Source organism: Aerococcaceae bacterium zg-252 (assembly GCA_016237705.1).
Lineage (GTDB): Bacteria > Bacillota > Bacilli > Lactobacillales > Aerococcaceae > Globicatella > Globicatella yangjingiae.
This window is the reverse complement of the sequence record CP066204.1, coordinates 1742047-1766435: the sequence shown is the minus strand read 5'-3', so window position 1 is coordinate 1766435 and position 24389 is coordinate 1742047. Positions and strand designations below refer to the sequence as shown.

31 protein-coding genes and 1 pseudogene are annotated in these 24389 nt (G+C 36.0%); 27 read left to right on the top strand and 5 right to left on the bottom strand.

What is annotated here, in order from left to right; genetic code table 11:
* Window positions 1–49: 49 nt before the first annotated feature.
* From JDW14_08285 to JDW14_08275, 3 genes are all read left to right on the top strand, one after another.
* A complete protein-coding gene (locus tag JDW14_08285; GenBank protein ID QQD65281.1) occupies window positions 50–1282 on the top strand; it encodes a glycosyltransferase in 1233 nt (410 codons plus the stop codon).
* A gap of 154 nt (window positions 1283–1436) precedes the next feature.
* Window positions 1437–1667, top strand: coding sequence for a YkuJ family protein (locus tag JDW14_08280; protein ID QQD65280.1), 231 nt, complete (start codon window positions 1437–1439; stop codon window positions 1665–1667).
* Between the two features lie 152 nt (window positions 1668–1819).
* Window positions 1820–2242, top strand: a complete 423-nt coding sequence (locus JDW14_08275; GenBank protein QQD65279.1) for an Ohr family peroxiredoxin — start codon at window positions 1820–1822, stop codon at window positions 2240–2242.
* Window positions 2243–2312: 70 nt separating this feature from the next.
* On the opposite strand, the gene JDW14_08270 is transcribed toward JDW14_08275, so the two are convergent.
* Window positions 2313–2963 (bottom strand): hemolysin III family protein, encoded by a 651-nt coding sequence (locus JDW14_08270; protein QQD65278.1) that lies wholly within the window; start codon window positions 2961–2963, stop codon window positions 2313–2315.
* Window positions 2960–3400 carry a DUF1836 domain-containing protein gene (locus JDW14_08265; GenBank protein ID QQD65277.1) on the bottom strand — a complete coding sequence of 147 codons (441 nt, stop codon included), beginning with the start codon at window positions 3398–3400 and terminating at the stop codon, window positions 2960–2962. The genes JDW14_08270 and JDW14_08265 overlap by 4 nt, the downstream gene beginning before the upstream one ends.
* 168 nt (window positions 3401–3568) lie before the next feature.
* Between JDW14_08265 and JDW14_08260 the strand changes: the two genes are divergently transcribed.
* The 12 genes from JDW14_08260 to JDW14_08205 all read left to right on the top strand — a co-directional run bounded on the left by JDW14_08260 (window position 3569) and on the right by JDW14_08205 (window position 13060).
* Window positions 3569–4087 (top strand): YqeG family HAD IIIA-type phosphatase, encoded by a 519-nt coding sequence (locus JDW14_08260; GenBank protein QQD65276.1) that lies wholly within the window; start codon window positions 3569–3571, stop codon window positions 4085–4087.
* Entirely contained in the window at window positions 4065–5192 is a 1128-nt protein-coding gene (gene yqeH / locus JDW14_08255) for a ribosome biogenesis GTPase YqeH (protein QQD66540.1), read from the top strand. The genes JDW14_08260 and yqeH overlap by 23 nt, the downstream gene beginning before the upstream one ends.
* A gap of 16 nt (window positions 5193–5208) precedes the next feature.
* A complete protein-coding gene (gene yhbY / locus JDW14_08250; GenBank protein ID QQD65275.1) occupies window positions 5209–5523 on the top strand; it encodes a ribosome assembly RNA-binding protein YhbY in 315 nt (104 codons plus the stop codon).
* A 33-nt stretch (window positions 5524–5556) separates the two neighbouring features.
* A complete protein-coding gene (locus JDW14_08245) occupies window positions 5557–6231 on the top strand; it encodes a nicotinate-nucleotide adenylyltransferase (protein ID QQD65274.1) in 675 nt (224 codons plus the stop codon).
* Between the two features lie 3 nt (window positions 6232–6234).
* A complete protein-coding gene (gene yqeK, locus JDW14_08240) occupies window positions 6235–6828 on the top strand; it encodes a bis(5'-nucleosyl)-tetraphosphatase (symmetrical) YqeK (GenBank protein QQD65273.1) in 594 nt (197 codons plus the stop codon).
* Between the two features lie 107 nt (window positions 6829–6935).
* Window positions 6936–7310 (top strand): ribosome silencing factor, encoded by a 375-nt coding sequence (gene rsfS, locus JDW14_08235; protein ID QQD65272.1) that lies wholly within the window; start codon window positions 6936–6938, stop codon window positions 7308–7310.
* Window positions 7300–8043, top strand: coding sequence for a class I SAM-dependent methyltransferase (locus JDW14_08230; protein QQD65271.1), 744 nt, complete (start codon window positions 7300–7302; stop codon window positions 8041–8043). Before rsfS ends, JDW14_08230 begins: the two co-directional genes overlap by 11 nt.
* Window positions 8040–9197 carry a nucleotidyltransferase family protein gene (locus JDW14_08225; protein ID QQD65270.1) on the top strand — a complete coding sequence of 386 codons (1158 nt, stop codon included), beginning with the start codon at window positions 8040–8042 and terminating at the stop codon, window positions 9195–9197. The genes JDW14_08230 and JDW14_08225 overlap by 4 nt, the downstream gene beginning before the upstream one ends.
* 159 nt (window positions 9198–9356) lie before the next feature.
* A complete protein-coding gene (locus tag JDW14_08220) occupies window positions 9357–9905 on the top strand; it encodes a DUF177 domain-containing protein (GenBank protein ID QQD65269.1) in 549 nt (182 codons plus the stop codon).
* A 29-nt stretch (window positions 9906–9934) separates the two neighbouring features.
* Complete coding sequence (gene rpmF / locus JDW14_08215; protein QQD65268.1) at window positions 9935–10111, top strand: 50S ribosomal protein L32; 177 nt, start codon at window positions 9935–9937, stop codon at window positions 10109–10111.
* Window positions 10112–10248: 137 nt separating this feature from the next.
* Window positions 10249–11130 (top strand): DMT family transporter, encoded by an 882-nt coding sequence (locus tag JDW14_08210; GenBank protein QQD65267.1) that lies wholly within the window; start codon window positions 10249–10251, stop codon window positions 11128–11130.
* 385 nt (window positions 11131–11515) lie between these two features.
* Complete coding sequence (locus JDW14_08205) at window positions 11516–13060, top strand: ABC-F family ATP-binding cassette domain-containing protein (protein ID QQD65266.1); 1545 nt, start codon at window positions 11516–11518, stop codon at window positions 13058–13060.
* A gap of 54 nt (window positions 13061–13114) precedes the next feature.
* On the opposite strand, the gene nagB is transcribed toward JDW14_08205, so the two are convergent.
* Window positions 13115–13816 carry a glucosamine-6-phosphate deaminase gene (gene nagB, locus JDW14_08200; protein ID QQD65265.1) on the bottom strand — a complete coding sequence of 234 codons (702 nt, stop codon included), beginning with the start codon at window positions 13814–13816 and terminating at the stop codon, window positions 13115–13117.
* A 384-nt stretch (window positions 13817–14200) separates the two neighbouring features.
* Between nagB and JDW14_08195 the strand changes: the two genes are divergently transcribed.
* The 10 genes from JDW14_08195 to JDW14_08150 all read left to right on the top strand — a co-directional run bounded on the left by JDW14_08195 (window position 14201) and on the right by JDW14_08150 (window position 20368).
* Window positions 14201–14788 (top strand): hypothetical protein, encoded by a 588-nt coding sequence (locus JDW14_08195; GenBank protein ID QQD65264.1) that lies wholly within the window; start codon window positions 14201–14203, stop codon window positions 14786–14788.
* A 92-nt stretch (window positions 14789–14880) separates the two neighbouring features.
* Window positions 14881–15237: a Spx/MgsR family RNA polymerase-binding regulatory protein gene (locus tag JDW14_08190; protein QQD65263.1), complete on the top strand. Its 357-nt coding sequence runs from the start codon at window positions 14881–14883 to the stop codon at window positions 15235–15237.
* Window positions 15238–15253: 16 nt separating this feature from the next.
* Complete coding sequence (locus tag JDW14_08185; GenBank protein QQD65262.1) at window positions 15254–16177, top strand: hypothetical protein; 924 nt, start codon at window positions 15254–15256, stop codon at window positions 16175–16177.
* Window positions 16178–16308: 131 nt separating this feature from the next.
* On the top strand, window positions 16309–16662 hold the full coding sequence (locus JDW14_08180) for a helix-turn-helix transcriptional regulator (protein ID QQD65261.1): 354 nt from the start codon (window positions 16309–16311) through the stop codon (window positions 16660–16662).
* Between the two features lie 78 nt (window positions 16663–16740).
* Window positions 16741–16890, top strand: a complete 150-nt coding sequence (locus JDW14_08175) for a hypothetical protein (GenBank protein QQD65260.1) — start codon at window positions 16741–16743, stop codon at window positions 16888–16890.
* A 13-nt stretch (window positions 16891–16903) separates the two neighbouring features.
* On the top strand, window positions 16904–17185 hold the full coding sequence (locus JDW14_08170; protein QQD65259.1) for an N-acetyltransferase: 282 nt from the start codon (window positions 16904–16906) through the stop codon (window positions 17183–17185).
* Window positions 17186–17247: 62 nt separating this feature from the next.
* Complete coding sequence (locus JDW14_08165; protein QQD65258.1) at window positions 17248–17580, top strand: hypothetical protein; 333 nt, start codon at window positions 17248–17250, stop codon at window positions 17578–17580.
* A 382-nt stretch (window positions 17581–17962) separates the two neighbouring features.
* Window positions 17963–18862, top strand: coding sequence for an NTP transferase domain-containing protein (locus JDW14_08160; GenBank protein QQD65257.1), 900 nt, complete (start codon window positions 17963–17965; stop codon window positions 18860–18862).
* Window positions 18859–19956: an aminoglycoside phosphotransferase family protein gene (locus JDW14_08155; protein QQD65256.1), complete on the top strand. Its 1098-nt coding sequence runs from the start codon at window positions 18859–18861 to the stop codon at window positions 19954–19956. The genes JDW14_08160 and JDW14_08155 overlap by 4 nt, the downstream gene beginning before the upstream one ends.
* A 148-nt stretch (window positions 19957–20104) precedes the next feature.
* A complete protein-coding gene (locus JDW14_08150; GenBank protein QQD65255.1) occupies window positions 20105–20368 on the top strand; it encodes a type B 50S ribosomal protein L31 in 264 nt (87 codons plus the stop codon).
* A gap of 169 nt (window positions 20369–20537) precedes the next feature.
* On the opposite strand, the pseudogene JDW14_08145 reads toward JDW14_08150, so the two are convergent.
* Window positions 20538–20832 (bottom strand): annotated as a pseudogene (locus JDW14_08145) (DUF898 family protein).
* Between the two features lie 453 nt (window positions 20833–21285).
* On the opposite strand from JDW14_08145, the gene JDW14_08140 reads away from it, so the two are divergent.
* Window positions 21286–23010 (top strand): phospho-sugar mutase, encoded by a 1725-nt coding sequence (locus JDW14_08140; protein QQD65254.1) that lies wholly within the window; start codon window positions 21286–21288, stop codon window positions 23008–23010.
* Between the two features lie 75 nt (window positions 23011–23085).
* On the opposite strand, the gene JDW14_08135 is transcribed toward JDW14_08140, so the two are convergent.
* Window positions 23086–23757 (bottom strand): TrkA family potassium uptake protein, encoded by a 672-nt coding sequence (locus tag JDW14_08135; GenBank protein QQD65253.1) that lies wholly within the window; start codon window positions 23755–23757, stop codon window positions 23086–23088.
* Window positions 23758–23856: 99 nt separating this feature from the next.
* On the opposite strand from JDW14_08135, the gene rlmH reads away from it, so the two are divergent.
* Window positions 23857–24336: a 23S rRNA (pseudouridine(1915)-N(3))-methyltransferase RlmH gene (gene rlmH / locus JDW14_08130; protein ID QQD65252.1), complete on the top strand. Its 480-nt coding sequence runs from the start codon at window positions 23857–23859 to the stop codon at window positions 24334–24336.
* Window positions 24337–24389 lie beyond the last annotated feature (53 nt).

Here is a 24389-nt window from a genome sequence, read left to right as displayed (position 1 = left end):
CGTTTCAATGGAATATGAAGTAATTTTTGAAGATGAGAGAGGTGACAGTATGAACATTGGATTATTTACCGATACCTATTTTCCCCAGGTGAGTGGAGTTTCGACATCCATTAAATCGCTGCGTGATGAACTGGTGCGTCAAGGGCATTTTGTGGTTATTTTTACAACAACCGATCCGAATGCCGCTGATCGTGAAGATGAAACGATTATTCGTCTTCCAAGTATTCCTTTTGTGAGTTTTGAAGATCGTCGTATCGCTTATGCTGGATTTGATAAGGCTCTACGGACGGCTCGACGTTTTAAACTTGATTTGATTCACACACACACAGAATTTTCGCTTGGTTTAAGTGGATTATATGTAGCCAGTCGTATGAAAATACCAGTGGTTCATACCTATCATACTTTGTATGAAAAATATACGCATTATATTTTGGACGGAGATTTGATTCAAGCCAAGCATGTTGGTGCATTGACAAAGTTATTTTGTAATCAAGTGGACGGAATTATTGTGCCGAGTGAGATGACGTATGCAAAATTGAGAGAATATGGGATTAAAAGCGATATTCGTGTCATTCCAACAGGGGTTAAAATACCGGACTATAATGAACTCGTTGTCAAGTCCTTAAAAGAGCAATATCGTGTACAAGAAGATGATGTACTCTTTTTATCATTATCACGCTTATCAAAAGAAAAGAGTTTAGACAAAGTGATTGACGCATTTGGTGAAATTGTAGAGTCGATTCCACAAGCTCGATTATTATTTGTTGGTGATGGGCCTGCACGTCAAGATTTGGAAATGCAAGCACAAGCTACATCGGATAAAATTGAATTTATTGGTGAAGTCAATCATAGTCAAGTTAGTGATTACTATCAATTATGCGATATTTATTTGAATGCGAGTGAATCGGAAACGCAAGGGCTAACGTATTTGGAGGCATTTGCTAATCGTCTGCCGATTATTGCTAAACGCAATCCGTATTTAGAATCGTTGATGCCAGAAAAATGTTTTGGAGAGTTGTTTGATGAGGAACGGAGTTTATCGCAGACAGCGATTCATTTTCATCAAGAGATGAAAGCTGGAAATATTACACCGATTGATACCAAAGCCTTACAGGCGATTTCGGTAGAAACATTTGGTAATGATGTGATGTCTTATTATCAAGAAGTATCCTGTAAGAAAAAGCACTCCTTATTTAATATTCCGGATATTGTAATGCCACGATTAAAAAATTTAATTCGTGATGTTGTGTTAGGACCGGAGCGAGATTCGTCAGAAAGATAATAAAACTTCAAAAAATTGAAAAAAATACAGGACAATTCTTGCAATTTAAGGAGATTTTGATAACATATTGTATGTAAGCTTTTTATAAGGGTTCAGTGGGAGAATCACGCTGTATTTAGCCGAGCAAATCTTTAACAAAGAAAGGAATGTTTCAATGAAACCTTCTGTATTAGCTGGTGTTATCCAACGTTTAACATCAATGATCAACTCAGGAAATGAAGTAGAGGCCCGCCGTTTTGAAGTTGAGGGTGTGGAAAAATGTTTAGTTACTTATTATGTAGAGAGCGATTCATTTGAAATGACAGACCGTGCAACTAATAGTGTTTATCAGTTTGATGATATTGATTTAGTTGCTATGGAAATTTATGAATTATTGTCAGAATAAGAGGTTTTAACGCCTTTATTAAGCCGCTGCGTTATATGGAAATAGACGCAGTGGTTTTTGTTGTGCAAGAATAGAAGTAATAACACAATACTTGGAATTTTAATTAATCCATGTTATGCTAAAGGTATAAAATACAAAGGAGTGTGGCATAAATGAAAAAAATCCATACAACAAAAATGATTAATACTGGTGGACGTGTTGGTGAAGTGCACTCACCAGATAACTCAATCGCTTTCCAAGTGGTTCAACCAGGACAAAAAGTTGCTGGTGCAACAAACCCAGAACAATTATTTGCAGCAGGATATAGTGCTTGTTTTAATGGTGCATTAAGTGCTGTAATGGCTGAGCGTAATATTGAAGGTAAGGCTGTTATTTCAGCTAATGTTTCATTATATGCAGTTAGCGACCGTAAATTACCAGATGTAAAATTAGGTGTTGCTATCGAGGGAGCTATCGAAGGTGTTGACTTAGAAACAGCGCAAGCATTATTAGATGAGGCACATCAAGTATGTCCGTACTCACGTGCAGTAGACGGTAATATTGAAGTGACTGTTAAAGCAGTAGCATCAATTTAATCCATTAAAAAAGAGTGATTGGTTCAAAAAATCAATCACCCTTTTTTATTTTTATCAGTACGTTGGCATTTTATAACATAAAATAGACAATCGCAATATATTGCATAACTGATGCAAGTAAAATGAATAAATGCCAAATCATGTGTGCGTAGGGACGTTTGCGTGCGTAAAAAATAGCTCCAATCGTATAGGCTACACCACCGGCTAACATTAACAAACTAAATGTCATTGTGGCGTTTTTCAATACAACTGGGACAATTAAAATAACTAACCAGCCCATAATTAAATAGAGTGCTAAACTAAAGCGTTCATTAATTTCTCTGGCAAAAATTTTATAGAAGATTCCAAATAAGGTAATCCCCCATTGAATCACAATAATCGTGTAACCGAGCCACCCACCTACTAATGATAGGGCGACAGGTGTGTAACTTCCGGCGATTGCTACATAAATCATGCTGTGGTCGATGATTCGACAAACGTATTTTTGCGTTGTTCCATAACCCATTGCGTGATAAATGGTAGAAGATAAAAACATCAAGAATAAGCTGATAATAAAGATTGAAAATCCGACTACAGCTTTTACATCATAATGTTGAAAGGCATAATTGGCTGAAATAGGTAATAGAATCAGCATGGCTAGTGCCCCTATTCCATGTGTCACACTATTGGCGACTTCTTCAGCAAATGATAAAGGTGTGCTAAATTTATATTGACGTCTCATGATAGTACCCCCAATTGATGTGCTAATTGTTTGGTTTGTTGATGTAGTAAGAATGTTTGGCTAGCTGAAATAATTAAAGGATCTATTTCTGTTTGGACATCGCCATTAATCGCTTGTACCAGTGAATCATAAAGCGTATGTATATCGTATAGAGTGCTTAATTTTTGAATAATATGGGCTAAATCTTGAATTGCAAAGATTTCTTTAAATAAAGAAATAGCAATTAAGTAAGCCAGTTGTTCCTTGTTGTATTTCTTTTTAACGGGTTTAGCAATATAATGATGCTTTACATAATTATTTACCATTGAAGCTGTTAAATTGTCTTTTTTAGTTGAAATATGTGGTGCAACGACTTGATTAACATAGAGCAATACTTGATCTAAATATAATTCTAAGTCAGGTAGTGCATTCCATGAAGGTAGTTTTGCAGAAGACATAGTATCACCTTATCTAGTTTTGATAACTAGATTATAACGTTTTATTAAAATATATGCAACTGAATGATTAAAGTGTTAGGCTCGTCATTCAAAAATGTTTACTATATGTAGAGAGTGTTTTGTGATATACTATTGAAGAGTAAAGTGTAACAGGAGAATAGAGCGAATATGAATTTACAGCCGAAATGGCGTATTAACTCAGTCTATGATATTCAGCCGATAGAGTTGGTGAATCGTGGTTATCGAGCAGCGATTGTTGACTTGGATAATACTTTAATTGCATCGCATAGCACGACCGTAACATCTGAAATGAAGCAATGGATAACTAAGGCTCGAGAGTGTGGTTTGCAGTTATACATATTATCGAATAATCGTGAGCGACGTGCACGAACTATTTTGCAACCTTTAGGTTTGTCTTATACAGCAGATGCGTTAAAGCCAAGAAAATTTGGGTTTCAACAGGCACTAAGTTTTTTTCAAATGCCGAAAGAGAAAGTCATCGTTGTTGGCGACCAACTATTAACGGACTTGATAGGTGCTAAACGAATGGAAATGGATATTATTTTGGTTAAACCATTGGTCAAGAAAGATAATGTTTATACATGGGTAAATCGGACGATTGAGCGTTTAATATACAGAGCGATTGGAATTAATCGACACGAAGATTGGGGGAATACACTTGAGTGAAAATACTTATCAATGTATCGGTTGTGGTGCAATGATACAAACAGAAGATACGAATGCGATTGGTTACTTACCGAATAGTGCATTACAAAAAGGTATTGAAAAAGGCGAATTTTATTGCCAACGATGCTTTCGATTGAGAAATTATAATGAATTACAAGACGTGCAGATTTCTGACGATGTATTTTTGGAAAAGCTAAGCCAAATCGCAGACGACGATGCCTTAGTGGTAAAAGTAATTGATATTTTTGATATTGAAGGTAGCATAATTCATGGATTGTCACGTTTTATTGGTAATCAACCTTTCGTTGTTTTGGCAAATAAAGTGGACTTATTGCCGAAAGTGACGAATCAACGGCGTTTGAAACATTGGATTAAAGTGGTATTAAACAAAAATGGCTTATACCCAGAAGATGTCTTGTTAGCAAGTGCGAATAAAAAACAAACGCTAGAACCATTAATTGAGTTGATTGAGCGAGTGATAACGAAGAAAAATGTTTATATTGTCGGGGTCACTAATGTTGGAAAATCTACTTTAATCAATCAATTAATTAGTTATTATGGTGGCGAGAAATCAATTATTACAACATCGAATCATCCTGGTACAACATTGGACTTGATTGAGATTCCAATGAATGAAGACCATGCAATTGTTGATACTCCAGGTATTATTCGACGTTCGCAATTAGCACATTATTTATCACGTGACGAAATTCGAAAAGTCTTGCCGAATAAACCGTTAAAACCGAAAACGTATCAATTGAACGCAGAGCAGACGATTTTCTTAGGAGGTCTTGCACGCATTGATTTTGTTAAAGGGCAACGAGCAGCATTAACATTTTATGTGTCGAATGATTTATACATTCACCGTACGAAATTATCGGAGGCTGATGCCCTATATGAGCGTCATCGTGGAGAATTGTTAAGCCCACCGTCAAGTGAGCGATTGGATACATTTCCACCACTCGTAAAAAAATCATTAAAATTACAAGCAAATCAAGATGTGGCTATATCTGGTTTAGGGTGGCTAACCACAAATGTTCCAGTAGAATTGGACGTATGGGTACCCAAAGGGGTTACTTTATTAATGCGAGATGCCATTATATAGATGAAAGGAAATAAATATGACATTAACAAAAGCACAAGTTAAATATTTAAGAAAATTAGCTCATGAAATCAAATCGAATTATCAAGTAGGAAAATTAGGCTTATCTGATAATTTCATTGAGCAAATTGATTTAGCTTTAGAAAAGCATGAATTGATAAAGTTTAATATTTTACAAAATTCAATGGAAGAAATTAAAGAGGCTGCCAATGAAGTAGCTGATGCCATTGAGGCAGAAGTTGTACAAACGATTGGGCATACGGCTGTTTTATATCGTGAATCGGATAAGGAAAAGTATCAAGTTTTATCTAAAAAGGTAAAAGCAATTCGCTAAGTATATAGAAGTAAAGATAGGTAGAGGTGAAATATGACGGTAAAAACGGAAGACTTATTAGATATTGCCTTAGCAGAAGGTGTAGATTTAACAACATTTTCCCAAGAAGCGTTACAACCAACGCATGTGGGCCGTTATCGTATCGGTATCATGGGGGGGACGTTTAATCCACCGCATTTAGGACATTTATTAATGGCGGAACAAGTTGGAAGACAGCTTGAATTAGATGAAGTATGGTTTATGCCGACAGCTAAGCCTCCACATAGACCTGGTAAAAAAACGATTGCCGTTCAGCATCGTATTCAAATGGTACAAAAAGCGATTGCTGAGAATCCTTTATTTAAGTTGCAGCCTTATGAAGTTAATCGAGGCGGTAAAAATTATACGGTTGATACGATGCGTCATTTTACAAAAGAATATCCGGAGGCTGATTTTTATTTCATTATAGGAACGGATAGTGCTAATGATTTGGATACTTGGCATGAAATTGATGAACTGACTAAATTAGTTCAATTTGTTGGTGTTCGCCGACCGGGACAACCACCGTATAATGGCCGTCATTCTATTTTATGGGTCGATTCACCTTTAGTTGACTTGAGTTCTACTGAAATTCGTTTACGTGTTTATTTGGAACAGTCGATTCGTTACCAAGTGCCATTGGCAGTGGAAAAATATATCATGCAGCATGAATTGTATAAAGAGGGATAAGTCATGAATTATTCAACGAAATGGATTAAAGTATCACGTGATGAGTTATTAAAGGATTTAGCTGAAAAAATTAAGCCTAGTCGCTATCAGCATGTGCTGCGTGTTGAACAGACGGCGATTGAATTGGCACAAGCTAATCAAGTTGATATTGAAAAAGCAAGTATTGCTGCTTTGATGCATGATTATGCTAAAGATTATCCATTGGATGAGATGAAAGCATTAGCACAGCAATATTGGAATTATCCACTATTGAATGAAGCAGGTGGCAATATATGGCATGGTTTTGCAGCAGCAATTATTGCTAAACAAGATTATGGGATTACGGATAAAGATATTTTAAATGCCATTGCTGTTCATACGATTGGGTGGCATGCGATGACGCCTTTGATGTCGGTTATCTTTATTGCTGATTATATCGAGCCGGGGCGTAATTTTCCTGGTGTCGAAACAGTGCGTCAGATAACGCAGCAATCGTTAGACCAAGCAGTAGGCTATAAATTAACGCATAATATTCAATATTTATTACAACAACAACAACCATTATTTTTACCAACCATTGATTTTTATAACCAATGGATTAAAAACAACATGGTGTGAGCGAGGGGAAAACGCTGGAGAAAGTCGCTGGTGTGCTAATATTGCACAGAGAAGACTGTTGAAGTAGACATCATTTCAGCTTATTGGAACTAGAAAAGGAGATTTATATGACAAAAACAACATTAGAAAAATTAGAAATTATCGTACGTGCAGCTGATGACCGTATGGCACAAGATATTATGGCATTGGATGTAGCTAGTGTAACACCGATTGCTGATTATTTTATAATCATGCATGCACGAAATGAAAAACAATTAGATGCAGTGGTGCAATCAATATTAGAAGCAGCACATAAAGCAGCTATTGAAGTAAAGCAAGTAGAAGGAAAAGACGGTGGAAAATGGGTATTAATCGATTTAGTTGATATTATCGTGCATGTGTTCTACTATTCAGAGCGTACACACTACAATTTAGAAAAAATTTGGCAAGATGCGCCAGCGGTTGATATTTCTGCATGGGTAAGTGAGAATAATGAGTTTTAGTCGTATTGCTAAAGTATATGACCGATTTAATGATTTAGAAGTCTATGAACAATGGTTGGATTTTACGTTAAATTCTGTTGACCAACAGCCACAAAAGGTATTAGATGTAGCCTGTGGTACAGGTTGGTTTACCAGCCTTTTAGCACCATTTGTTACGAGCATTACAGGTATGGATATTGATAACGAAATGCTTGAGATTGCACGCAGTGAAGACCCTGGGCAAGTTGTACAGTATGTACAAGGAGATATGCTTTCAATGGAAACTTTCGCATCGGATTACGATTTAGTTACTTGTTACGCAGACTCACTTTGCTTTTTAGAAAATGCTGAACAAGTACAACAAGCGATTCGTCAAATGTTAAATCGTTTAGCACCAGGTGGTACTTTGTTGTTTGATGTTTGGACACCTTATCAAGTGACGACTGGGTTTGACGGTTTTAGTTATTTTGATTCAGACGAAACGGCTGCATTGTTATGGGATAGTGCTGTTGATGCTGAAACGTTAACTATGGAACATTATTTAACGGTATTTATGCAGCAACAAGACGGACGATATGACCGAGAAGAAGTGGTATTAACGGAGCATGCTTATCCCTTATCGGTTTATCAAGCTGCTTTTGATATTGATGAAGTCGCTTCTGTTGAAGTATTAGTTAATTTTGGCGAAGCAATCTATGATGAGATGACACATCAAGAGGCAGAGCGTTGGTTTTTTAGAGTTGTGAAACGATGAAAATAGTTGGTGTAATTACAGAATATAATCCACTTCATGCAGGACATATTTATCAGCTCAATGAGATTAGACGTCGTAGTCAGTGCGATGTCTTGGTTGTAGTGATGAGTGGAAATGTTGTACAGCGTGGAGAATTTGCGATTATTGATAAATGGACTCGAGCACAATTGGCAGTGGAGGCTGGGGTAGACGTAGTGTTTGAACTACCTATTATTGCTAGTTTGCAATCTGCTGATTATTTTGCTCAAGTTGGTGTGCAGCTTTTGTCGCATTTACAATGTCAGGATTTTTATTTTGGCTCAGAAGAAGCGACTGTCGTTCAAATGAATCAGTTATTGAATAGTATTGAGACGCAAAAGGCTGCGATTGATAATATTGTTCAAAAAGGCTTAAATCAAGGTATGGGTTATGCAAAAGCATATGCTGAGGCAATCGAACAGTGTTTTCCGCAGTTAGCTTTTGATATGAGTTTAGCGAATCAACAATTAGGCTTGCGATATTTAGTAACGAATCGTCAATTAGAGAAACCAATGAGTGCTCATGCAATTCCACGTATTATGCAATCGGATTCGCAACAATTGATGAGTGCTACTCAAATTAGAAAAGCCGTATTACAGCAGCGATTAAAGTCGATGAATGTTCCGAGTTCAACATGGAATGCACTGCAACAAGTACCGGTTGTGCAAATGGAGGACTATTGGCCATTATTACGTTATCGCTTAATGACACATACACCTATGTCTTTGCAACAGATTTTTGGTATTAAAGAGGGTATTGAATACAAGTTGTTGCAAGAAGTAGTAGCTGCCAATAGTTGGCAAGATTTGGTGACACGTATGGTATCGAAACGCTGGACACGAGCAGCGATTCAGCGTGTATTGATGTCTGTATTAGGTGATATTTCAATAGATGAGATGCAACGAGAAAAGCAATTATTTATGACGCAGCCGATGACACGATTATTAGCCTATCGTCAAACTAGTACTCGTTATTTGAAAGAATTGCGTCAACAGTCGCTACATATTATGAATAATTGGAAACAATCTTATAATGAAACATGTCAATTGATGATGCGTATGGATCGTATTTATCAATTAAATTCAGTTCAATCGATTGATGAACAGATAGTGACAAGGCATGCGTTGGGAGTGTAGTAGAGAAGCATTTGGTACACTCCATGTGGCATCTATGTGGTTATTTTTGCTGAATTTCATGCGATTTTTTGAAAATATGCGTAAATATGCAAAAGAGAAAATTGACAGCGACGGACTTTTTAATGTATAATAAGGACTGTCGTTTTAGAGGTGATAAAAATGAAATGGACGATTCGAAAACTACGTGAAAGTAAGCAAGAACTGTTATCATTTGATGAAGTATTGGATATAGCGGAGCAAGCGACTTTGCGAGAAGCTTCAATTATTCATTTAGAACCCGTTCACGTATCAGGTTATTTTGTTGTTCGAGAACAAGATATCGTATTACATTGTACAGCCGATGTAGTGATTACATTACCGTCTACCCGGACATTAGAACCGGTAGTGGTGTCGATGAACGTACCGATTAAGGAACGTTATATCTATCCAGAATATGATGTAGATGCAAATGAACATGAGGAGATTACGATCGTTCTTGAACACGATTATATCGACCTCGAACAGGCTGTTCTTGAATCGATTTTGTTGAATTTGCCACGACGAGTGGTAAGTGAAACAGAAGAGCAAGCAACATTACCAAAAGGTAATGATTGGGCAGTCTTAACCGAAGATGAATACCAGCAGCAACAACAAGCAGCTAAACCGGAAATTGATCCACGTTTGGCTAAGTTGCAGTCCCTATTAAACGCAAACAATGATGCTGAGTAAGCTCAGTCAATTATCAGGAGGTGTAAAACATGGCAGTACCAAAACGTAAAACGTCTAAAGCAGCTAAAAGAAAACGTCGTACACACTTCAAATTAGAAGTACCTGGAATGAACGCTTGTTCTGAATGTGGTGAATTAAAATTAAGTCACCGTGTATGTTCATCATGTGGTTTCTATGACGGTAAGTCAACTGAAAAAGGTGAATAATTAACATTTTGATTCGCTTGGACGCTGCGGCAGCCCAAGCGAATCATTAATCGTGAGTGGTTTAGAACAGTGATTTTCTGTATGGGAAATCCGATTTCTAGGCCACTTTTTTATTTATATTATAGAAAGGAAATGCTATGTCGAATTATACAAAAGGTGTGCTATCAATTTTAGTGTCTGCATCTGGTTTTGCTTTGATGAATTTATTTATTCCATTAGCAGGGGCATTACCAACCATACAAAAGAGTTTTTTTAGAAATTTAGTTGCGTTAGCCATTGCTTTAATAGTCTTATGGCGTACGAATCGTAAACAACCAGTGCGTGAGTTTCAAAAAGGTGAGCCGATTGCTTGGAAATGGTTGTTTGTTCGCTCTATTTTGGGAACGATTGGTATTTGGTGTAATTTCTACGCAATGGACCATTTATTCATTTCAGATGCGTCTGTTTTGAATAAAATTTCACCCTTTGCGACCCTTGTTTTTTCTTACTTATTTTTAAAAGAGCCGATGAAACGTGGACATTTAGTTGCATTATTTTTTGCATTTGTCGGTGTAATACTAGTTGTTAAACCAACATTAGCCAATACAGATTTATTTCCGTATTTAATGGGAATTATAGGTGGTTTGAGTGCTGGAGCTGCGTATACAACTGTTCGTAAATTGAATAATGAAAATGTAACACCAGCTGTTACGATTGCGTTTTTCTCTTTATTTTCTTGTATTGCGAGCTTACCGCAATTAATATTATCGTATGAACCAATGTCGCTGCGTTCGTTTGTAATGCTAGTGTTTGTTGGTGGTATGGCAGCAATTGGGCAATTTGGTATTACAATGGCGTATAAATTTGCACCAGCGGCACAAATTTCGATATTTGATTATACAATGATTCTTTTTACAGGGGTATTAGGATTTATTTTCTTAAATCAAGTACCGGATTATGTGAGTATTATCGGTTACTGTGTGATTATTTTTGCAGGCTGGCTGTCTTTTAAGGTCAATCAGCATAAAATTAGCAATTAATGAATTTGTTGTTGGAAGTGATTTTTAGTTTAGATTTAATTGATTAAATTATGATAAATTATGATAAATTAAATCTAAAGAGGTGAAAATCATGAAGACAACAGATTTTTTACGTTTATTAGTAGTGTCGAGTACGACAATGACAGTAGTGACAATGATTGCAACGGTTGTTGTAGAGCGATTAGCTAGCTTTTTGGGAAGTTAGTTAAAGATTAATTGTTAACAAACCGACCGTAATAACGTATAATAAGTGGGAATGAAATTAATGATGAATAAAACATAGTGCGAGCGAGGGCAGACCACTGGAAGAAGTTACGGAAGTGAGTGTAACGCACAGAGAGAACTTTTGAAGGGCGACCCGAGCGAGCAAGAATAAGGAGTAAGCATGAGTTTATTATCTGTATCAAATTTAACACATGGATTTGGAGACCGTGCCATTTTTGAAGATGTTTCGTTCCGTTTATTAAAGGGTGAACACATCGGTTTGGTGGGTGCTAATGGTGAAGGAAAATCTACTTTCATGAATATTGTGACTGGGCAGCGTTACCCTGATGAAGGAAAAATTGAATGGGCACGCAATGTGAAAGTCGGATATCTTGACCAACATAGTGTTTTACAACAAGGACAAACAGTACGTGATGTTTTACGAACAGCATTTGAAGAATTATTTGAAGTAGAAGCACGAATCAATGATATTTATATGGAAATGTCAGAGGCTGAAGGCGACCAACTTAATGCTCTAATGGAAGAAGTAGGAGAACTTCAAGAACGATTAGACGTGCATGATTTTTATATTTTAGACGCTAAAATTGATGAAGTAGCTCGTGCATTAGGGGTTATGGATTATGGCATGGCAACTGATGTCACGACACTCAGTGGAGGGCAACGGACTAAAATTTTATTGGCGAAATTATTGTTAGCAAAACCTGATATTTTACTCTTAGATGAGCCGACAAACTATTTAGACGCTGAACATATTGAATGGTTAAAACGTTATTTATTGAACTATGAGAATGCTTTTATTTTAATTTCGCATGATATTCCATTTTTAAATGAAGTGATTAATATTGTCTATCATGTGGATAATTTACAAATTACTCGCTATGCTGGAAATTATGAGCAATTTAAAGAAGTCTATGCTATGAAACAGGCACAACTAGAGGCTGCGTATGAACGTCAGCAAAAAGAAATTGCTGATTTGAAAGATTTTGTCAATCGTAATAAAGCACGTGTTGCTACACGAAATATGGCGATGTCACGTCAAAAGAAATTGGATAAAATGGATATTATCGAATTGAAAGGCGAAAAACCGAAACCGAAATTTGAGTTTAAAACGGCACGTACACCAGGTCGTTTTATTTTCCAAACAACTGATTTAGTAATTGGGTATGATTTTCCTTTAACGAAACCACTGCAATTGACCTTTGAACGCAATCAAAAAATTGCGATTGTCGGTGCGAATGGTATTGGTAAGACTACTTTACTGAAAAGCTTATTAGGTTTAATCGAACCAATCAGTGGGTCAGTGGAGCAAGGTGATTATTTAGAGTTAGGGTATTTTGCCCAAGAAGTACCGGGCGGGAATCGCCAAACACCGTTGGAAGCAGTATGGGAAGCTTTTCCTGCGTTGAATCAAGCAGAAGTAAGAGCAGCTTTAGCACATGTAGGCTTAACGGCTAAACATATTGATAGTCAAATTCAAGTGTTGAGTGGTGGCGAACAAGCGAAAGTACGTTTTTGTTTGTTGATGAATCGTGAACACAATGTCCTAGTATTAGACGAGCCAACGAACCACTTAGATGTTGATGCTAAAGACGAATTGAAGCGAGCATTAAAAGAATACAAGGGTAGCATATTAATGGTTTGCCACGAACCTGATTTTTATGAAGATTGGGTAGACGATGTATGGAATTTTAGTGAATTAGCATAAAAATAGGACACCTACTTATTTGCAAGATTGTAAATAAGTAGGTGTTTTAGTATCTTATAATAAACTGGCAGCAGCTTCGTCTACAATTATAGTTACATTAGGGTGTTGATGCAATGCACTAGCTGGATTATCGGTTGTAATTTTTTCTGACATTAGTGCTTGTATTGCTTTAGCTTTTTGTTCTCCGAAAGCGAGTAAGATGATTTCTTTTGCTTTTAAGATAGAGCCGATACCCATGCTATACGCTTGTTTTGGTACTTCTTCTTCAGATTGGAAATAACGTTTATTCGCTTGAATGGTTGAGTCAGTCAGTTGAACCAATGATGTTTTTGAATCAAATGCCGTACCAGGTTCGTTAAAACCAATGTGTCCATTGCTACCAATCCCTAAAATTTGTAAATCAATCGGATAGGTAGTTAAAATTTCTTCGTAACGTGATGTTTCTTCTTCGACATTTTTGTTTTCACCATTTGGAATAAAGGATTGTTTAAATGGTTTAGCATCAAATAAATTTTGATTCATATAAACATGATAGCTTTTTGGATGAGTAGGAGCTAGTCCATAATATTCATCTAAATTAATAGAAGTCATTTCTGAGAAATCAATATCCGATTCACGCATTAAGGTATAAAGTTGTTCTGGTGTCCCACCAGTAGCAAGACCAAGCGTTTTAGCACCTTGTTGGATAGCTTGTTGAATGCGATTAAATGCTTGTTCTGAAGCAATCGCACTTGTTGGATAGATTAGTAATTGCATAATTATTTCTCCTTGTAATATTGATTTAATGGGGGTCTTGTACCCGTATTTAAAAAAGTGACACAGATTAATGTTTGCGTTTTTAGTTGAGAGTGTACAATAAATAAACCTTATTAATTAAAGTGATAATTGGTGATTGTTTTTTATATAGTTTTCTTGTCTATATTTTAACATACAACAAATGTGAATTGAATGGGTTTTAGTCTATATGACTAAATTTAACAAAGTTGTAATATTTTTGTTCATACATTTTCAAGTTGAGTACATAAGATAACAACGTATTAATGTTCTAATACAAAATGGTAACATTACTCAAAGTAGAAATGGAGTATGGTAAAATAAGGATGAATAGTGGAAAATTGGCTGGAGGAGGGTGACAATAGCATGTGGTGTAAGCAAATCGCAAGTAAAAGTAAATTTATATTTTCGACATTGTTAAGTATTCTAATAGTATTTGCTCTAGCATCAAAGTTATTGGCTCAAGCAGAAACCGTTGAGGGAAATACAACGATTGAAACCACTGTTGAGCAATTGACAGAACAATCAATGGGAACGACTGTGGAAACTGTAACAGAAAACGTTACGCAAACTGAAGAATACTGGGATATTCCAGAGCGAAATCGCTATGAGGAAATTATTGATTACAATGAAGATGCAACATTGATACCTGGCCCACCTGGACGCTTAGACGATAGTACGATAAAGAGTGATGAAATAGCTGAAAGTACAATAGTAGCAACAGTTAAAGCACCTGTTACGCATCAAAATGCTACACAATATACAGTGATAACGCAACCACGTCAGCCAAAAAGTAATATAAATTTTGAAAGTATTGCACAACATTATTTGCCCCACTTTTATCATCAGCAACGTTTTGTAGGCATTGTATTAACGCAAGTGATTTTTAGACAGTCTATAATGCTTGAAATTTATGATGTTAGTTGGTCAGTTATTGGGCGAATGCTACAATAATGTTAAAATTTTGGCAGTCAAGTGTGACTCGATAAGTGAAGTTTTTTTACATCCTTTGTTAAAAATCTAAATGAAATGGGAGAGATGATTGAATGTTGCGTTTAATAGGATTGACAACTTGCAGTACCTGTAAGGCAATTGAAAAGCAACTTAAAGCAAAAGAGATTGACTATTTATATCAAGATGTGCGTCAAGAGCGGCCAACTGAATCTCAAGTGCAAAAATGGGTGGAGCAAATCGGAGAAGTGAGTATCAAAAAATTAGTGAACACTTCGGGTATGCGTTACCGAGAATTGCAGCTTAAAGATAAGTGGGATTTGCTGACGACTGAGGATAAAATATCCCTGTTGGCGAGCGACGGAATGCTGATTAAGCGACCGATTTTAGAAACAAGTGACGGAAATCTCTATATTGGAAAAGAAGTGTTGCAGTTTTTAGAGCAATTATAGAAAAGGATTGATGTATTTGATAAAAGAAATCGTACTATCGGCACTTATATTCGGAATATTTAATGTAGCTGTGCAGGCACAAGAAACGACAAATAGTGGGCAGACTGTTTCTGCTACTACTGAATACGCAAAAAATCCACAAGCTGCTTTGATGAACTTAAAAGAACAGCCTGAACATATATCATCTTCATTAAATATTCTTCATGCAGTATCGGAAGCGGAATATGCGATAGTGAGTCGAGCTTATATTCGTGACGGTGATTATTATTACTTTATTTCTAGTGCGCCAGAAACAATTAGTTCATCGGTATTGATTGAAACGAAAGAGGGACAGTATCAACGTTCACTTGTGTTGGCAGAAGATTTAGCAAAATTCGCAGCAGAGGCCTTAGATAAGTATTCTAAGACTTATGCAGGCACACCGATTGAATCGTACCACCAGTATGCACAGGAACATATGGAAGAATTGAAAGGAATTCATATTCAAAATAATCAAGTAGCAAGCCAGCATAAAGCATTATTTGATGAATCGAAAGATATGGAAAGGTTCATGTTAGAATTATTGACACAATTTGTACAACAAGATATTCAACCTGAAATTAAAACGCTAGATGCGATAGGGGAAGTGTATACTTATACGATTGATGAAGCAGCTGCTAATACTTTATTATCATTGGCGAAGCCTTTAGCGAAAAATAATAAGATGTTAACAGGTTTTGTTGAGCAGTTGGAAAAAGGATATGTTGGAACGCTTGGGTTCTCTGTGGAAACAGGTGATGTCGCATTAAGTGTTGCGACAGTAGACGGGTCAGATATTATTGAATTTGTATTGGGTACGGAAGAGAGTAAATTGCGTAAACCAGATGAAAATCAAATTATGACGGCTGATGAATTTACAAAAATGGTAGGGGTCGACTTATTCCAACAAAATATTGAATGATGTAAGCGTAAAAAATTTATTAAAATAATAGTTGTTATTCACCTAATGAGGTGCTATAATCTGATTCTTGGTGTAGGGTAGGTAGTGTGAATGCACCAATCCAATACAAATGAAAAATGAGGTGGAGTCGTATGGTAGAATATTATGGATTACAAACCAACGAACTTGATAGAGCAAAATCTGAAATGGAAAAGGTATTAAATAGTCAAGCATTAGCAAAAAGAGTTAGTTTCTTTAAAATGTTTGGCGATACCAATCGTATGAAAATTATTGAATTATTATTACAATATCCACAATTATGTGTGAATGAAATTTCAACTTTAATTGGTGCAACAATCGCAACAACTTCGCATCACTTAATCGCTTTGAAGAAACAAGGAATTATCGAATCGGTTAAAGAGGGTAAATTTGTTATTTATAAACTTGATACGTCATTAGTGAACGATTTATTTGATGTTTATAACAAATACCTAGAAAAAAAGTAGAAATAGGCTGAAAATTTTAACGCTTTCATGTATAATGTAAATGTAGCTATTAATAATTATTATAAATGAGGTGTTAAAATGAATGATAAAGAAGTCAGCTGGGAAAAATTGTCTGAAGAAGATAATGATTTAGTTATCGAAGGTGTTGTTGATGCCTTAGATGCAGATTGTCACGTGATTTCTTCAGAGGAAGAATTCCAAGAATTAGTTCGTGCGCTTAATGAGTAAAAGGATTGATTGTATGAAATTCGAACGAGAAGGCAATGGTTTTGTTCATCGAGATGAGAATGGTAAAATTATTGCAGAAATTACGTTTATGCCTGTTGATGAAAAGACAGTGATTGCTGATCATACATTTGTTGATGCAGTCTTGCGTGGACAAGGTGTGGCTGAAAAATTGTTGGATTATCTAGTTCAAGAAATGAAAGCAGAAGGTAAGCAAATTAAAGCGCAGTGTAGCTATGTAGTGAAGAAATTTGACGAAGAACCTGAAAAATATGATGCGATTAACGCAGATAAATAAAGGGAATTTTGTTTGATAATAAAGTTTGATAGAGTACAAACTATTTGAAAGGTGGTTTTTGAATGAGTTGTGAACATCATACGCACCACGACCATGTTCATGGTGAAAATTGTGGGCATACAAAAATTCAACATGGCAACCATGTTGACTATATTCATGACGGGCATTTGCATCATCAACACGGTGAACATTGGGATGAGTGTACAATTGAAGTAAGTGATGTGAATCCTGATGACTGTCATGTCGTTGAAACGACTTGTTTACATAACGAAGACTGTGGACACGAACAAGTGCCACACGGTGACCATGTTGATTATTTAGTAAATGGTCGCTTGCAACATGTTCATGGGGACCATATTGATGACCATGGTTCAGTAGATGTTGTGGAATCATAATAATGATAAAGAGAACACTGATGTTTCTAAGGAAATGTCAGTGCTTTTTTGTTTGGGTAGCAACAAGGTGTTATTGGACTATAGTGTATAATTCGATAGCGAGAAATTTAATAAAATTTTTTGAAAGCACTTCACAAATAGTTGAAGAAAAGGTATGATAAATTATGAAAAACAGAGAAATATATCTCTTGTATATTTATATAGTGCGACAATGAGTGTTTTGCAGTAGAATTCTTTTTATCTCATTGTAGCTGGAATAATATAGTGTGAGCAAGGGTGGCTTGGGCTTGTTGAATTACTGGAACAAAAAGTATTCCACCGCAAGTAATTTGTGAAGTGAACTCTAAGTTAATCTGAGCGAGCTAAAATTAGGAGTGTCTTGATGAAAGAACCAATATTAGTTGTAATGGCTGCTGGAATGGGAAGTCGTTATGGTGGATTAAAGCAAATGGACGAATTAGGGCCAAATGGGGAAACAATTTTAGATTTTTCAATTCGTGATGCTTTTGACGCAGGTTTTAGGCGAGTAATTTTTATTGTTAAGGAAGAATTTAAAGCAGAGTTCGAGCGTAAAATAGGGTTGCCGGCTAGTGAATTGATGACGGTGGAGTATGTGATTCAATCTTTAAATCAGTTGCCAGTTGATGTGAATTTGCCATTAGAACGACAAAAACCATTAGGAACAGCCCATGCTGTATGGTGTGCTAAAGAGAGTATTGATGCACCATTTGCTGTTATCAATGCTGATGATTACTATGGGGTACATGCGTACCAACAAATGTATGCGTTTTTATCTAATTTAAAACAGCATCAGCATTATGCAATGGTAGGATATGCATTAGGTCAAACACTTTCACCAAATGGTGTAGTATCTCGAGGGCTTTGTACACTTGGAATGAATCATGAATTGTTGGAGATTAAAGAATTGACACAAATTGAAGCATTTGAGTCGAGTGCGAGGTATCGTGAAGAGAACAGTTCAAATTGGCAGGAAGTAGCATTAGATAGAATTGTTTCAATGAACTTATGGGGATTTCCAGTTGAATTTTTAGATGTATTGGAAAGAGAATTAATTCGCATGTTGCAAACGATGACAAAAGAAGCGTTACTAAAAGAAGAATGTTATCTACCAAGCGTTGTTGAACGTCAAATTAGTACAGGGGTTGCTACGGTAACGGTATTAGAAACGGATGCACGTTGGTTTGGCGTTACGTATAAGGAAGATAAAGCATTTGTAAAAGAACAGTTAGCAAAAGTAAATAGAAAAGGGAGAGAGTTATGACAGAGTTAGCAATGAAAGCCTATGAATATTATCAATTGCCAGGAGAATTAGTTTCGTTAACGGGATTTGGTAGTGGTTTAATTAATAAGACCTATAAGATTATTCATCGTGTGAATGGTAATGAAGTAGCGTATATTTTACAACAAATCAATAATCAAATTTTTCCAGATGTGGAGGGATTAATGAATAATATTGATAAAGTAACACGATTTTTGAAAGATGAAGCACGTGAGCGTGGTGGAAATCCTGAACGTGAAACGATGACGGTTGAATTGACAAAGGACGGCAAACTATTTGCTAAAACAGATGATGAAACGTATTGGCGTATTTATCGTTTTGTAGACGGAACTTTTTGTCTTAATCGTGTAGAAGAAGAAGCACACTTTTTTGAGGCAGCTCGTGCGTTTGGAGATTTTGCTGCTAAGTTACATCATTTTGATGCAAGAGAGTTGGTGGAAGTCATTCCGAAATTCCATGATACACGTGACCGTTATCGTCAATTTGAAGAAGCAGTTGCGAATGATGCTGCTGGACGTGTAAAAGATTTGACTGAAGAAATTGAATTTGTGCGTAGTCGACGTGATGATTGTTACTACTTGTATGATTTATTGGATGCAGGGGAGTTGCCATTGCGTGTGACGCATAACGATACGAAATTGAATAATATTTTATTAGATGAACAGACACAAAAAGGGATTTGTATTGTTGATTTAGATACGATTATGCCAGGATTAGTATTGTTTGATTTTGGTGATGCAATTCGTTTTGGTGCGAATACAGCTGCAGAAGATGAGCCAGATTTAACTAAAGTTTCATTTGATTTATCGTTATATGAAGTTTATGTTAAAGGGTATTTAGAAGGTAGTAAGGGAATTTTGACGGAGCGAGAGATAGCGTTATTACCATGGGGAGCAAAAGTGATTACTTTAGAACAAGGTATTCGCTTTTTAACAGATTATCTTAATGGTGATGTGTACTATGGAACAACTCGTCCACATCAAAATATTGACCGAACACGAGTTCAGTTTAAATTAGTGAAGGAAATGGAAGTGCTCTGGGAAGAGATGAATGAAGTGGTTCAACGTTTCGTATAGTTGATATAAGCGTAACGCATTTTTAATGTTGGGGTGCAAAAAGTCTTTGCATTTTACTGTGTTGCATGGTATGATATTATCGTTGCAGAAATGCAAAGGAATAACTCTAGATTAGCAAATAGTTTAGGGCAGAAAGGACGTAAAAATTATGAAACAAGGAATTCATCCAGAATATCAAAAAGTTGTATTTATGGATACTACTACTGGTTTCCAATTCTTATCAGGTTCTACTAAATCTTCAAACGAAACAGTAGAATGGGAAGACGGAAACACTTATCCATTAATTCGTGTTGAGATTTCATCTGATTCTCATCCATTCTATACTGGTCGTCAAAAATTCACTCAAGCAGATGGTCGTGTGGATCGTTTCAACAAAAAGTACGGTTTCAAAGACGCAAACGCTGCAGAGTAATCGACAGGTTATTAAATCAACATTTTCAGCACTTTCTGATAGGGTCAGAGAGTGCTGTTTTTGACTTGTACTAACTTATTTGTTAAAATTTTTCATGTATATTTAAATTTTATGCATCTTCTGATTTAATATATCTCTAAATAACGTTTGTGCAGCATCGCCTACGCTTTTAATAAAACGTTGTATGCTTAACTTTCCACTGTTCTAGTTTGATTCCAAGCCAAAATCCGTAAATACCAAATGTGATGACTGTTAATAAAAACCATTTAATCCAATTGCCGAATAGTCCTATGGCTGTTCCTGTAAAACGTAATCGACGTCCCTCAATAACAGTGTGATTGATTTTCCAACCATACACCAAATGCCCATGGGTAGCAAATACCGAGTGTGCAAAAGGTAATGATACTGCCTAGTAATGTCCACCCAACTAAACTCAATAATCCACCGTCAAAGTAACTTTTCATAAAACTAACATTCCTTATTTATTAATGTTTGATATAATTGCGAAAGCAACGAGTTTGGAATATATGGCGCACCTTTCTGCAGAAATTTATATGTTAAAAAACGCACAAATCATTTTAATAGTTGACGGACTAATGATTACGCTAATTTAATTATACGCTGACAAATCTAAGGTGTAAATTAATTTTCAAAAAAATAAGAGAAGAAATAAAATTCAGATTTGTGAATAATTAACGGAATTTACTGATTTTCATAGAAAAGTAAATATTCTACAATAAATATAGTCGGAATTTGAAAAAAATGCTATAATGAAAGCGTTGAGATATTTTCAAGACATATGATGATGTTGAAGTTAGTTGACGAGAGTAGTGTGTAATGGAGTATTGAGAAGCTGCTATACATGTAGTGATAATTAAAATAACTATATTTTTTACATTCAAAAGGAGAGATTTCTAATGACTTGGCAAGATACATTAGCGATTTGGAAAGCGTTCGAAACGCTAGATTCAGCGTTGAGACATGAAATAGAAACAGCAGATGAAACACAATTAGAGGATGCATTTGCATCTGTATTAAATTTTGGGACTGCTGGTATGCGTGGCATATTAGGTGCAGGACCAAATCGAATGAATCGCTATACTGTTCGTCAAGCGACGGAAGGATTAGCGCAATTGATTCTCGATAATGGAGAAGATGCGAAAAAACGTGGTGTGGCTATTGCGTATGATTCTCGACATTTTTCACCCGAATTTGCAATGGAATCAGCATTAGTTTTAGCTAAACATGGTATTAAAAGTTATGTGTACGAAAGTTTACGACCAACGCCAGTATTATCATTCGCAGTGCGTTATTTAAATGCGTTTGCTGGTATTATGATTACTGCAAGTCATAACCCAGCAGCATACAATGGTTACAAAGTTTATGGTGCAGACGGTGGTCAAATGCCGCCTGAAGATGCGAATCATTTAACACAATATGTTCGTGCGATTGAAAATCCATTAACAGTAGAAATTGCAGATAAAACGGAAAGTTTAGGTAGTGGATTGGTTGAAATTATCGGCGACCGTATCGACCAAGCGTATTTAAAAGAAATGCAAGCTGTGACGATTAATCCTGAGTTAGTTGCTGAAATGGCTGATAAAGTGAATATTGTCTTTACACCACTTCATGGAACAGGTATGTATTTAGGTATGAAAGCATTAGTGCAAGCTGGATTCACCGATGTAAAAGTAGTTGATGAGCAGTCACAACCGGACGGTGATTTTCCTACTGTTAAGTCACCAAACCCTGAATCGGACGCAGCTTTTGATTTAGCTGAAGTATTAGGTAGACAAGTTGATGCTGATATTTTACTTGCGACAGACCCAGATGCAGACCGTTTAGGTGCGAAAGTCAAAACAGCAAGTGGTTCTTATGATTTATTAACTGGTAACCAAATTGCAGCCTTAATGTTGGATTACTTGATTCAAGCGAAAAAAGAAAAAGGCGAATTAGTGCCAAATAGTGTGGCAGTGAAATCGATTGTATCGACAAAATTAGCAGATGCTATTATGGAAGCGAATGGACTTGAAATGGTCGAAGTACTTACTGGGTTCAAATTTATCGCTGAAAAAATTCATCAGTATGAGTTGTCAGGTGAGTATACGTTCTTAATGGGATTTGAAGAAAGTTATGGTTACTTGATTAAGCCATTTGTACGTGATAAAGATGCGATTCAAGCATTAGTCGTTTTGGCAGAGCTGACTGCTTATCATAAAAAAGCAGGTAAAACATTAGCAGATGCGCTGAACGGGATTTATGAAAAATATGGTTACTTCTATGAAAAAACCATTTCGCTTGATTTCCCTGGATTATCAGGACAGGCAAAAATGTCAGCGATTATGGAAAAAATTCGTCAAGAAGGAATTCAATCAATGGGTGGCCTGAAAGTTGAAATTTCAGCAGACTATTTATTAGGTACGATGTCTTATGCTGACGGCAAAACATTGAAATTGTCTTATCCGAAGTCTGATGCGTTGAAATATACATTGGAAGACGGTAGTTGGGTAGCGTTTAGACCGAGTGGAACAGAACCGAAAATTAAATTATATTTAGGTACTGCCGGTAATTCTCACGAAGAAGTAAAAGCAAAAGCAGAAAAAATCGAAGAAGACATTCAAATCTTAATCGCAGATGAGTAATAACATCGTGTGAGCAATCAAATAGAAAAACGAGAGAACACTATCGATGTTTCTCTCGTTTTTTATTACGGCTCATTACTTTATGCGGTCTAAGTAATCGTATGTTTCAAATGTTTTTTCGCTTGTAATAGCGATGAAAATTGTACCAGCTTCGACTGGGGCTTGGATATCGAATTGCGTTCGCATTTTTTCTTTGCGAGATTTTCGCATACCGATAATATTCATGTCATATTGATTTCTTAAATCTAAAGTCAATAGATTTTTGCCTACCCATTTTTCAGGGGCTTCAAATTCAATAATTGATGTGTCTTCATCTAATGGTAAAATTTCTTCGATATAGGTTCTCAATAGTTTAGATGCCAATTGCTTGCCAGAATCACGCTCAGGTGAAATGATAGTTGTAGCACCTAATTCGTTCAATACTTCTTCAAAGGAAGTGCTGCGTGCTTTAGCAATAATTTTAGGGATACCTAGACGTTTGCAGTGCATGACAGCTAATACAGCACTCTCTAAATTAGTACCAGTAGCAATGATAACCACTTCACAATTAGCTAATCCCACTTCTTCAAGTAACTCAAAATCAGTAAAGTCACCAATAGTGGCAGTGGTTACGTCATCAGCAACTAATTCGACGTGGCTAGCGTTATTGTCGATAGCAATGACTTCTTTTCCGTATCTACTTAATTCTTTAGCGACAGTTCGACCGAAAATACCTAATCCTAATACTCCAATAATTGATGGTTTCAAAAAAACACTCCGTTCGTGAATCATTAATTTAATCATACAAAAAAATTGCAAATAATGCTATGATTAGATATAAAGAATGTGATAATTGGAGAAATAAAGATGAATATTGAAATTATTTGTGTTGGCAAATTGAAAGAAAAGTATTTAAAACAAGGAATTGATGAGTATCTCAAACGACTACAAGCTTATGCGAAAGTATCGGTTATCGAAGTGAGTGATGAGTCGACTGATGAAAATATGAGTGAGGTAGAGATAAATCAAGTATTGGAAAAAGAAGCAGATAAAATTGCACAACGTCTAGATGAACAGCGTAAAGTAATCGTGCTAGCAATTGAGGGGAAACTTATCTCTTCGGAAGAATTAGCCCAACAACTAAATGATTATGCAATCTATGGTGATAGCAAGGTAACGTTTATTATTGGTGGTTCATTAGGCTTAGCAGAGCGTTTAAAAAGACGAGCGAATTTAAGAGTTAGTTTTGGTCGGATTACTTTACCACATCAATTGATGCGATTGATTTTAGTGGAGCAAATTTATCGTGCGTTTCGTATTATTAATGGGCATGCGTATCATAAATAAGTTTGATTTTATTAGTTTAATCAATAGATTTTACCTGAGGATAATTAGCTAGT